This is a genomic window from Edaphobacter sp. (assembly GCF_028283685.1).
Taxonomy (GTDB): Bacteria; Acidobacteriota; Terriglobia; order Terriglobales; family Acidobacteriaceae; genus Edaphobacter.
Genome location: NZ_JAPWKF010000007.1, coordinates 50241 through 62300, shown reverse-complemented (window position 1 = coordinate 62300; position 12060 = coordinate 50241). Strand labels below are relative to the sequence as shown.

Genomic DNA, 12060 nt, shown 5'->3' with positions numbered 1-12060 from the left:
TGCCGGCGAAAAGTGGCGATGCGAGATCGACTAGTGGACGCGCATCGTAACGATCCGGCTATGAATCGGAACGCCGCCGCTGATATCCACCTCGAGGAGGGCCTCGAAGGGGTGAACCTGCTGATTGCTGGTCGCTGCAGCAAGCAGTTGTTCCGCACCAGGGCGCGACGTGGCAAATTCGACTGCGGCCTCGGTACCGAGGGTTGTCAGTCCGCTAAAAACGAACGTGCGCAGGTCGTTGTCCGCTCCAGGGCGAAGAGCAATCACTGCGTAATCCCGCGCAGGAGGCCGTTCCGGACGCATGTAGCGCGAGGGCTCACCCGCTTTCGGGTGCCGATTGATAAATCCGGCTTGTCCCGGTTCCGCGGTCAGAACGAAGTCGTCGGCGTGAGGCAGAACCTGCAGCGATGCATTTTCGGCGATCGAGCCGATGAAGATCAGGTTGTGGAGTTTAGCCTCATCCCACGTAACCAGCCGGCTCCGCTTCAGCACGAACCTTGCGCTCGTCGAGTCGAAGAGGCGGGTGATCTCGCGGACCGCCGAAAGCTCTCCGATGCCGGTGTACGTGTCAATCAAAGGACCCGAACCTGTCGATCCGGTTCCATCAGGCTCCGCATAGCGCATACCGGTCCTGGAATCCCCGATAAACGAAGCGTTGCTGTAGATCACCAGGGGCTCGGCCCCAATCAGAAACGGATGCCATAAATGCTCCACTGCACGATCTGGCGCGATGGGGGCGGCCATGCGCTTTCCCAGCAGGAAGCTTGCCGCGGCGACGGCAAAGAGACCGATCAACCCGATGGCCCAAAGAAGCCATTTCCGTCTTTGAGGCAGGATTACCGCTGCAGCATCATCTGCCAAGATCGGCTGGTGCGCCTGTGACGGCATCGCCGCCAGAAGAGATTCCTCATCGTGGACTCCCGCCGATACCCTCGCGTGCGGTGCTACTGCGGCGACCTCCGGCTCGGGACGCAGAGCCGGTTCGGCATCGCCATCCAGCTGGTTGTCGGTGAAGACGGGGAGATAGTGTCCCTTGGGAATTCGGATCACCATCGGCTCCGCTACTCCCTCGGGGGAATCGAAGTAGGTGGCGAGTTTGATTCGGAGCAGCCGTGCCTGGCTGCGAACGATGCTGTCTTCGGTCGAGTTAAAACCTGGACGACGATGGAAGACATGGATCCCGATATGCTGTTCGGTCGCTTCATCCGGCGTCTCGCGGAGCGCGCAGGAGGTGACATAGAGCAGAAAATCACGCAGCCGGGCAGAGTTCTGGAAGGGTTTACTCCCGATTACCCGCTGTACGAGATCCCAGCGAACATCTCCTTTGAATTGTTCATGTTGCTCAAGTTGCGCGAGTGCCATTTTTGCCACGTTTCGAGTCTTTCACACCGTGAAATTGACGGTCAAATCTCCCGAGCACGGATAGACAGCTCTACATGCATCCGAGCAATGTGGTCGGCGATCCTTAAAGGATCCATATATGAGACGCAAATTTAGGGTCTCGCGGCAACAAGAGTCGTTTTTGAGGCTTGGTTTTGGAGGCAAGGGATGTTTACAAGAAGACAGATGAAATTGTCCGTTTTGAGGCTGGGGCTCGCTACAGGAGTAATTGGGCTGATGCTACCCGCGGCAACGCACGCGCAGGCTATCTATGGTTCTATCTATGGCACGGTGACCGACAGCACTGGAGCGGTCGTGCCAAACGCAAAAGTTACCGTCCTAGACGTGGCGAAGGGGACAACGTCTATCGTCCAGAGCGATGCAGGCGGTTCCTGGAGAGCCGACCACCTGATCCCCGACACCTACACTGTGACTGTCGAATCCGGAAGCTTCTCTCCTGCCGAAGCCAAGGGCATCGAGGTTCATGCGGATACCGCACAAAAGGCTGACTTTGCGCTCCAGACAGCCGGCGCACAGGAGAGCGTCACCGTCTCGGCAAATTATGTTCCCGTCCTGAAGACGGATCGTGCCGACGTAGCGATGGTTCTCGACCAGACCTCTGTGCAGAACCTGCCGAACCTGAACCGCAACCTGACGCAGTTCGCTCTTCTGACTCCGGGCATGCAGCATTCGACCTTCAACATCTCCGGGCCTGAAAACCCGCAGGGTGGATTGGCGCTGAACTCGAACGGCTCCAACTATGGAGAACAGGGTTTCATCCTCGACGGAACCGATAATCGCGATCCGGTCCTGGGCATCATCGTCATCAACCCCAACATCGACTCCATTGCGGAGACAAAGTTCACCACCCAGAACCCTGAAGCAGAGTTCGGCGGAGCCGCTGGCGGATTTATCAGCGTCACGACCAAGTCGGGCAGCAACGGCCTGCACGGCGATGCTTTCCTGTTCCGCCGCAGCGATGCCTTCTATGCGCGCAATCCCTTTTCGCAGTATGCGCCCGATCCGGTAACGGGCAAATATATCCCCAGTGAGCTCTACAGCCAGTTCGGCGGCGCGCTCGGCGGTCCGATCATCAAGGATAAATCCTTCTTTTTCATGGACTATCAGGGCCTCCGCCGCCGCATCGGCACCAGTGTCCAGCAGAACGTCCCCACCAATACTGTGCGCAACACCTGCCTGAACGGTGGAACCGGCAACTGCGACCTGCGTGAGTACACCTCGTCGATCCTCTATAACCCGGCGACGAAGGTACCCTACAGCACAACAGGAGGCCTCATTCCAGTCTCCGCCCTCTCGCCCCAGGCGATCACCTTGATGAAGGCTCTTCCTGCCCCGACCGCCTCCGGCACGGCGAACAACTACACCGCTTCCGGCAATGGCAAGGTCGACGGCGATCAGGCGGACCTCCGTCTCGATCACACCCTGTCCAACACCATCCATCTCTTCGGACGCTACGACTACGCCAACTTCCGCCTGCAGGGGGCACCCGTCTTCGGCGCCGCTGGCGGCACTGGATTCGGCCTCGGCAATACGACCGGCAACACCAGCGTCCAGAATCAGAGCGCAACGGCAGGGATGGACTGGGCGGTCAGGCCGACCCTCGTTGCCGATCTCCGCTTCGGGTTTCTCAGCTATCACGTCGCCGAGAGCAAGTACGATGCAGGCTCAACGCCCGCAACCGCAGCAGGCATTCCAAATCTGAACGTCACCCCGGACTCCTCCGGTTCGCCGACCTTTGACTTCAACGAAGGAGGACTGAGCGGCTTCGGCACCGAGGGCTGCAACTGCCCCTTGCTGCAGAGTGAGCAGGTCTTTCAGATCGTCAATAACTGGACCAAGACCGTCGGCAATCACACCTTGAAGTTTGGCGGCGATCTTCGCTATGCCAAGAACATCCGTAATGCCAGCGACTACAACCGCGCCGGACGCTTCGTCTTTGCAGGAAGCTCCACGTCGGGCGCAGGCAGCACCGGTCTCGATCTCGCATCCCTGCTGGTCGGTTACGCGGCGCAGTTCCAGCGCTTCGATGTCTACATCAACGACCAGTACAGCTATCAGAAGCGCGGTGCCTTCTACGGGCAGGACTCCTGGCGTCTCACGCCCAAGCTGACGGTCAACTACGGCGTCCGCTGGGATCTCATCTTCCCGGAGACCGTCAACGGTGCCGGGCATGGTGGATTCGCCTCGCTCGCCACCGGTGGAATCCGCGTCGCGGGAGTCGGACCCTACGGAACCAACGGCAACCAGAAGATGGACTACATGAACCTGGCAGGCCGCTTTGGATTTGCTTATCAGGTCCATCCCAACACCGTGATCCGCGGCGGCGTCGGACAGATCTATGACAACGTCGGCTACTTCGGAACCCTCTTCGGCAGCGTGCTCTCCCATAACCTCCCCGTGCAGGCGAACGAGAACTCCAGCCTGATCGGCACGACTGGCGGCTATGTGACGAGCTTGTCTTCTCCGCCCATTCGTCCAGGCGCACCCCTGGTTCCTGCCACTGGAGTTATTCCCTTCCAGGATCAGTACGCGCAGCAGTTCCGCGGGGAGCGCATTCAGCTCCCCAAGGTCGACCAGTTCAATCTCGCTCTTCAGCAGCAGTTCGGAAGCAACCTGACGCTGGACGTAGCCTATGTCGGCAACGTCGGCGAAAGAGTGTATCCGGGCGAAACCTATGGCTACGACCTCAACTCGCCCGTACTGCCGACGTCTCCTGCTCAGTTGAGCGATACGGTCGCTCGTCGTCCCTACTACAACAAGTACGTCAGCCTCTATAACGGAGCCGTTGTCACCTGCTGCTCCAACAGCATGACCTCGGCGCAGCCCTCCGGACGCGCCACCTACCATGCTCTGCAGACCAAGCTGGAGAAGCGCTTCGCCCACGGTGTGCAGTTCAACGCAAACTACACCTGGTCCAAGGCAACTAACTTTGCCAATGACGCGGCCTTCGCTAACTATCGTCAGGCCAGCTATGGTCCCAACGACACCAATCGCGCTCAGGTCCTCGTCCTGAGCGGCGTCGCGGAGCTTCCGTTCGGCCGAAATCGCATGTTCGCCAACCACATGAATCGTGTGGCCGACACCGTGATCGGCGGATGGAACCTCAGCGGGCAGACGACGTGGGAGAGCGGCAGGCCCTTCACCGTCACCTACGCCGAGTGCGGAAGCGATCAGGATCTCGATACCAACTTCGGCAGCCCCGGTGTGACAAGCGACTGCCGTCCGAATGGACAGGCAGGCGCTTTCAACATGAGCGCCGGTGGGTTAAATACGTCGAGTCATGCGCGGCAGTACTTCACCCCGGTCGCTCCCATGACTGCCAACGGCATGACCTCGGGCGCCTTCAGCCGGCCCGCGTTCGGAACGTTTGGCAACATCGGCCGCAACTCCTTCGTCGGTCCCCGCGACTTCTTCGCAGACGTCTCGCTGATCAAAGACATTCCGATCACGGAACGCTTCAAGGGGCAGTTCCAGTTCCAGGCCTTCAACGTCTTCAATCACACGGCCCTGGATATCCCAACTGCCTCTAACGCACGCTGCGTCGATTGCACGACCAATACGACCGGCACCATCACCTCGCTGGAGCCCAACACGAACATGCGACAGCTACAGTTTGCCGCTCGCGTTTCGTTCTAACCTTGTACGCAGCATGAGCCACATGGAACGATCGCGTCACCGATTCATGTGGCTCCCATGCTGTTCCGCAGGGCGCACCTCTGTTGCTGCGTTCCATCCGCAATCGCTTCTGCTCTTGTTGAAGTTGTTGCGAGCCCCGGCGCGCAGCATCAATGTAACGATTGAACTGTCATTGGACTGTCTTGGAAGAGGATGTATGAGATCTCGCCTGTGCCGACTATTGTCGATCGCCATGCTGGCCGTCGTATGGACGGCTTGCTCGCCTTATCTGTCTGCGCAGCAGCACCCGACGCTGAACACGGTTCCGGCGTTTACTTTGTCCAGCACAGCGATGCATATTCGGCAGGCGGTGAAGCCGAATCTTCCCTTCACGGTGACAGGCAGCTCGGGAGCTATCCTCGGCCTGCAGAACGGCAATATCGAGCTGTGGGATCTTCCTACCAAGGTCTTCAGCAATCTTCAGATCACGGCTGAGCTTGACGGATACGCCGTTCCCATCAAGCTCAACTCCATCGCGGCTGCGATTGACGTGGAGCCAGATCACACAACCATTACCTACTCCCATGCTGCGATTACGGTTCGGCAGCACATGTTCATTCCGGCAGGACCGCAAGCCAAAGCAGGCAGCGGAGCCATCGTCTTCTTCGAGATCGAGTCCACGCGGCCGGCTACGCTGACCATCTCGATGGAGCCTGCAATGGTGCAGCAGTGGCCTGCGCCGCAGTTCGGGCGCCCCGGCGTGAGCTGGGTTCCGATGGGCACAGGCGGTGGTTACGTCATGTCTACCGATAATCCGGCTAACTTCGGCTTCATCGCCATGCCCAATGCGGAGCCTGGTGTCCTGTTCCCCTACCAGGAGCGTCCCGAGAGCCTGCCCATGCAGTTCAAGGTGCGCTTCGACCCCAGACGAGACAGTGGACATTACTTTCCTCTTCTGACGGAACTTCCAGCCAGAGGAGAATCCAACTCCCCGGCCGCGGTCAACGCCATGATGGCGCGACTCGTTGCAAAGTCCGAGGCGCTTCCACAGCTGTATCGCGAGACCAGCGACTATTACGCGCACTTCTTCGACCATCGCCTGACCGTAAAGACCCCCAACGAGAATCTCAACAAGGCGCTGCGCTGGGATGAGATCGCAATCGAGCAGAGCAAGGTAAAGACCGGCGATGAGACCGGTCTGGTCGCAGGCTGGTACCCGTCTTTCGATTCGACGCGGCCTGGCTTCGGCTGGTACTTCGGCCGCGATACCCTGTGGAGCCTATATGCCGTCAACAGCTATGGCGATCGCGATCTCGCGCGGCAGGCTCTTGAATTTATCAGCCGCCGCCAACGCGACGACGGCAAGATCATGCATGAGTACTCGCTGACCGCCGACTCGCTCGACGGCGTGATGAAGTGGTCGAACTTCGGCTATGAGTACGCCGCCGCCGATGCCACGCCGCTCTACATCATGGCCATCTACGACTACGTCAGGACAACCGGCGATCTCGCCTTTCTGCGTGATCACTGGGAGCAGGTCAAGAAGGCGTACGCCTTCGATCGCGCGCATGACACCGACGGCGTCTATGACAACAGCCAGGGAACAGGATGGGTTGAAGCCTGGCCTCCTGTAATGCCGCACCAGGAGATCTATCTCGCCGCGCTCGACGGCATATCCAGCGACCACATGAGCGAGCTTGCCGGCTTGATGAACGATACCGATCTCGCGGGATCGGCGCGAACAACGGCGGCTCACATTGCCGCAAGCGTTGCACATTACCAGCTGCGGGATGGTCGCTATGCCTTCTCCCGCGGTCGCGATGGGGCGTATGACGATACCGCGACGGTGTTTCCCGCCGTCGCCATGTGGACGGACGCCAGGTATCTTCCGCAGCCCGACGCCAGCCTGAGTGGCTGGGCTAACTTCCGCTTCGCCACCGACTGGGGAGTTCGCGCCGTCGCCGAAGGTGAGCGCGTCTACGATCCCATCAGCTACCACCAGGGAACCGTCTGGCCGCTCTTCACTGGCTGGGCCGCGATGGCGGAGTACCGCGGCAATAAGCCGCTCGCAGGCTATGCGACGCTGATGCGCAACGTGGACCTCACCTGGCAACAGGACCCCGGCTTTGTGACAGAGGTGATCTCCGGACAGTTCTTTCAGCCGCTGGGACGATCGTCCTCGCATCAGCTATGGTCGTCCGCGATGACCTTCTCTCCCGCCATTCGCGGTCTTTTCGGTATCGAGGCGGACGCGCTGCACCATACTCTCCAGCTTCACCCGCACCTCCCGGCGCAGTGGGATGAGGCGCAGGTGGAGAACGTTCGTGTCGGAGACGACTTTTACCAGGTGTCGCTTCAGCGCCGGGGGAGGAAGCTGATTGTCGTGGCCAGCTCGGACAAGGAAACCGTCCTCTGCCTCAACCCGGACGCGCAGAAGCCATGCTCCGCAAGACCGGCGCAGCAGCATCGCATCGAACTTCCATTACCACCAGTGGAGATAGGTTTTGAAGATCAAGGCTTGCCCGAGCCTGGCTCCGTCACAGCACAGCCTCGTGTGATCAGTGAGACCTATGGCTCCAGCCAGTTGTCCCTTACCGTTGAAGGCCTCGCCGGATCGAACGTCGACTTCTTCGTCCGTCGCAATGCGGAAAAGCTGCAGATCAAGACCGATGGAGCAGAGCGTCTGAGCGAAAACGCGCTGCACATCAAGCTTCCGCAGGATAGCGGTGTCGTGAACAGGCAGGTGACGTTGCGCTGGCAACCGTGACCTCTTGGAGAGGATGCCTGCCTAGTCTCTGGGGAATTGAGGGCTAGACCGACAATTTGCATTGTGAGTTGGAGGCTGTGAAGCAGATCTCCGGTGATTCAAGCAGAATATAGATATGGGCTTTACGAATCGTTCTGCGCTCGAAGGCGTCTCGTTTCACTTTGACAATAGCTATGCTCGGCTGCCGGAGAGGTTTTACTCCCGGGTGGCGCCAGTGCGCGTGGCGGCGCCACGGTTGATCAAGGTGAATGAGGAGCTTGCGGCGAGGCTGGGGCTGGATGCGGTTGCTCTCGCGAGTGAGGAAGGCGTGGAGGTGCTTGCGGGTAATCGTGTGGCGCAGGGATCGGAGCCCCTGGCGATGGCCTATGCGGGACATCAGTTCGGGTACTTCGTGAAACAGCTTGGCGATGGCCGCGCCAATTTGCTGGGCGAGGTGATTGGCGGCGATGGCGTTCGGTACGACGTTCAGCTGAAGGGATCGGGTCGAACGCCATTTTCGCGCAACGGCGATGGCCGGGCGGCGCTTGGGCCGGTGCTACGGGAGTACATCGTAAGCGAAGCGATGGCTGCGATGGGGGTGCCGACGACGCGTGCACTGGCAGCGGTGACGACGGGGCAGACGGTGATCCGCGAGACGATTCAGCCGGGAGCGGTGCTGACGCGGGTGGCGGCGAGTCATCTGCGTGTGGGGACGTTTCAGTACTTCTTTGGGCAGGGAGACGTCGAGGGAATTCGCACGCTGGCGGACTACGCGATCGGCAGGCATTATCCGGAGGCAGAGAGTGCGACGAAGCGATATCGTGCGCTGCTGGATGGGGTGATCGCGCGGCAGGCTGCGTTGGTGGCGCAATGGATGCTGCTCGGGTTTGTGCATGGAGTGATGAATACCGACAATACGTCGATCTCAGGGGAGACGATCGACTATGGGCCGTGCGCCTTTATGGAGACTTATGATCCGCGTACGGTGTTCAGCTCCATTGATCATCAGGGACGGTATTCGTATAGCAATCAGCCTCATGCGATGCACTGGAATCTGGCTCGGCTGGCGGAGACACTGCTGCCGCTTCTGGTGCAGGAGGAGGGGGGAAGCGATGAGGCGGGGCTGGCTTCTGCGCATGAGGCGTTGGAGAAGTTTGGCATTCAGTTCGAGGCAGCATTCTATGCAGGGATGCGACGGAAGATTGGCCTGAAGACGGAGCGTGATGAAGATGTCGCTCTGATCGATGATCTGCTGAAGCGTATGGAAGCGAATCGTGCGGAGTTCACGCTGATGTTTCGCAGGCTCTGCGATGCGGCGGAGAGTGTTGAAGGCAATGCCGGGGTGCGGGCGTTGTTTGCCGATCCTGCGGCGTTCGACGCGTGGGAGATGGCGTGGCGAGAGCGGTTGTCGCAGGATGCGGTCTCAGGGCAGGAATGCGCGCAGGCGATGCGTCAGGTGAATCCGATGTTCATTCCTCGCAACCACCTGGTGGAGGCGGCGATTCGTGCGGCGGTGGATCGTCAGGACTTCCAGGTCTTTGAGGATCTACTGAGGGTGCTGGCGAAGCCGTATGACGAGAGGCCAGAGCTGGAGGAGTACGCACGACCTGCTCGTCCGGAAGAATATGTCAGCAGAACCTTCTGCGGGACATAGTAGCGCCAAGCTGCACTGGCTAGGGATGCAGATCGGCTAGAGCAAGATTGAGTTCGAGGACGTTGACGCGAGGTTCGCCGAGGAGGCCGAACTGACGCGGGTGTCGTGTGCTCTTCGATGAGGGTGTGAAGAGCAGCTTCAGTGAGGTGTCGCTCTCGTGCAACGCGTGAAACCTGATAGAACGCGGCTGCGGGAGAGATGTCGGGGTCCAGACCAGAGGCAGAAGCAGTGACCAGATCTATCGGAGGAACGGCTCCCGCTGTGCCTTCATGGGCGACGCTGGCGCTGACGCGATCGATAAGAGCTTTATTGGTGGAGGCGAGGTTGGAGCCGGAGGATGCGGAGGCGTCGTAGCCGGTGCCTGCGGCAGATGGGCGGCTATGGAAGTAGCCTGGGCCGGTGAAGGGCTGTCCGATGAGGTGTGAGCCGACGATCTGACCATTGCGCTGGATGAGCTGACCGTCGGCTTTGTCGCGGAAGGCGACGTGTGCGAGTACTGTGACAAGCGCGGGATAGACGATGCCGAGTGCAACGGCTGTGATGAGTGTGTAGAGCGTTGCGGTGAGGAAGAGCTTCTTCATGACGGGTCCTTATGCGAGGTGGAGCGCGGTGATAGCCATGTCGATGGCCTTGATGCCGATGAAGGGGACGATGATGCCGCCAAGTCCGTAGACGAGCAGATTGCGGCGCAGCAGTGCGGCGGCGGACATGGGTCGATAGCTGACGCCGCGGAGCGCGAGCGGGATGAGGCCAACGATGATCAGTGCGTTGAAGATGACGGCCGAGAGGACGGCGGATTCCGCGTTGTGCAGATGCATAACGTTGAGCGCGTTGAGCACAGGGAAGACGCCTGCGAACATGGCAGGGATGATGGCAAAGTATTTGGCCACATCGTTGGCGATGGAGAAGGTGGTGAGTGCGCCGCGTGTCATGAGGAGCTGCTTGCCGATGGCGACGACCTCGATGAGCTTGGTGGGGTTGGAGTCGAGATCGACCATGTTGCCTGCCTCTTTGGCGGCCTGCGTTCCGGAATTCATGGCGACGCCAACGTCGGCCTGTGCGAGTGCGGGGGCATCGTTGGTACCATCGCCGGTCATGGCGACGAGCTTGCCATCGGCCTGCTCGCGCTTGATGAGGTCCATCTTGTCCTTGGGTTTGGCCTCGGCGAGGAAGTCGTCGACGCCAGCCTCGCGTGCGATGGCCGCGGCGGTGAGGGGATTGTCGCCAGTGATCATGACGGTACGGATGCCCATGGCGCGGAGTTGATCGAAGCGCTCGCGCATGCCGCCTTTGACGACGTCTTTGAGATGGATGACACCGAGCGCGCAACCGTTTTCGGCGACGACGAGCGGAGTACCTCCGCTGCGCGCGATCTTTTCGACGGAGGCACGGACCTCGGTGGGCAAGCCCGAGCCGTGCTGTTGGAGGTAGCTGGCGATAGCGTCGACGGCGCCTTTGCGGATGCTGCGGCCGTCGACCTCGATGCCGCTCATGCGGGTGATGGCGGAGAAGGGGACGAACTCGGCGTTAAGGTGGGCCAGCTCGCGTCCGCGCAGGTTGTACTTTTCTTTGGCGAGAACGACGATGGAGCGCCCTTCAGGGGTCTCGTCGGAGAGAGAGGACAGCTGCGCGGCATCAGCGAGCGTGCGTTCGTCGATGCCGGGAGCAGCAACGAATTCGGATGCCTGGCGATTGCCGATGGTGATGGTGCCGGTTTTATCGAGCAGGAGGGTATTGATGTCACCAGCGGCTTCTACGGCGCGGCCAGAGGTGGCGAGGACGTTGTGCTGAACGAGTCGATCCATGCCGGCGATGCCGATGGCGGAGAGCAGGCCGCCGATGGTGGTGGGAATGAGGCAGACGAGCAGGGAGATAAGGACGAAGATGGTCTGTTGTGCGCCGGAGTAGACGGCAAATGGCTGGAGGGTGACGACCGCGAGCAGGAAGATGATGGTGAGTCCCGCGAGAAGGATGTTGAGGGCGATCTCATTGGGGGTCTTCTGGCGCTCGGCGCCTTCGACGAGGGCGATCATGCGGTCGAGGAAGGTCTCGCCGGGGTTGGAGGTGATGCGGACGGTGATGACGTCGGAGAGAACGCGTGTGCCTCCGGTGACGGCGGAGCGGTCGCCACCTGCTTCGCGGATGACGGGAGCCGATTCACCGGTGATGGCGGACTCGTCGACGGAGGCGACACCTTCGATGACCTCACCGTCACCGGGGATCATTTGACCGGCGGTGACGCGAACGACATCATCGACGCGGAGCTGCGAGCTTGGAATTTCGTGAACCTCTCCTTTGATGATGCGGTAGGCGGTGGTCTCAGACTTTGCCTGGCGGAGGGCGTCGGCCTGGGCTTTGCCGCGGCCCTCAGCCATAGCTTCCGCGAAGTTGGCGAAGAGGACGGTGAACCAGAGCCAGAGAGTGATCTGGAGGTTGAAACGGAGTCCGGTCTTGTGCGTGGCGAAGTCGGCGATGAGAAGAATAGTGGTGAGGGCGCTGCCGATCTCGACAACGAACATGACGGGGTTCTTCATCATGAGTCTTGGGCTCAGCTTAGCGAACGCGTCGAAGAAAGCGCGACGAACTATCTTCCCATCGAACAGGGAACGGCGGTTGGCATGCGATGACAAGGTATTCTCCTTTT

Annotated in this window: 6 protein-coding genes and 1 pseudogene; 3 read left to right on the top strand and 4 right to left on the bottom strand. The window is 60.2% G+C overall.

Annotation, left to right across the window (positions count from 1 at the left end; all coding sequences use genetic code 11):
• Positions 1-30 precede the first annotated feature (30 nt).
• Positions 31-1371 (bottom strand): hypothetical protein, encoded by a 1341-nt coding sequence (locus tag PW789_RS11195; RefSeq protein ID WP_299375965.1) that lies wholly within the window; start codon positions 1369-1371, stop codon positions 31-33.
• A gap of 195 nt (positions 1372-1566) precedes the next feature.
• Between PW789_RS11195 and PW789_RS11190 the strand changes: the two genes are divergently transcribed.
• The 3 genes from PW789_RS11190 to PW789_RS11180 all read left to right on the top strand — a co-directional run bounded on the left by PW789_RS11190 (position 1567) and on the right by PW789_RS11180 (position 9416).
• The gene (locus tag PW789_RS11190; RefSeq protein ID WP_299375962.1) at positions 1567-5037 is read left to right on the top strand and encodes a TonB-dependent receptor; all 3471 of its coding nucleotides are present in this window, start codon (positions 1567-1569) and stop codon (positions 5035-5037) included.
• A gap of 196 nt (positions 5038-5233) precedes the next feature.
• The gene (locus tag PW789_RS11185; RefSeq protein ID WP_299375959.1) at positions 5234-7783 is read left to right on the top strand and encodes a glycogen debranching protein; all 2550 of its coding nucleotides are present in this window, start codon (positions 5234-5236) and stop codon (positions 7781-7783) included.
• Positions 7784-7898: 115 nt separating this feature from the next.
• A complete protein-coding gene (locus tag PW789_RS11180; RefSeq protein ID WP_299375956.1) occupies positions 7899-9416 on the top strand; it encodes a YdiU family protein in 1518 nt (505 codons plus the stop codon).
• A 19-nt stretch (positions 9417-9435) separates the two neighbouring features.
• Here the strand turns inward: PW789_RS11180 and PW789_RS20115 are convergent, their stop codons facing one another.
• The 3 genes and pseudogenes from PW789_RS20115 to kdpB all read right to left on the bottom strand — a co-directional run bounded on the left by PW789_RS20115 (position 9436) and on the right by kdpB (position 12046).
• Complete coding sequence (locus PW789_RS20115; protein ID WP_367182538.1) at positions 9436-9579, bottom strand: potassium-transporting ATPase subunit C; 144 nt, start codon at positions 9577-9579, stop codon at positions 9436-9438.
• Positions 9575-9997 (bottom strand): annotated as a pseudogene (locus PW789_RS11175) (potassium-transporting ATPase subunit C); the annotation flags it as partial. The gene PW789_RS20115 and the pseudogene PW789_RS11175, both read right to left, overlap by 5 nt.
• A gap of 9 nt (positions 9998-10006) precedes the next feature.
• Positions 10007-12046, bottom strand: a complete 2040-nt coding sequence (gene kdpB, locus PW789_RS11170) for a potassium-transporting ATPase subunit KdpB (protein ID WP_299375953.1) — start codon at positions 12044-12046, stop codon at positions 10007-10009.
• Positions 12047-12060: the final 14 nt, after the last annotated feature.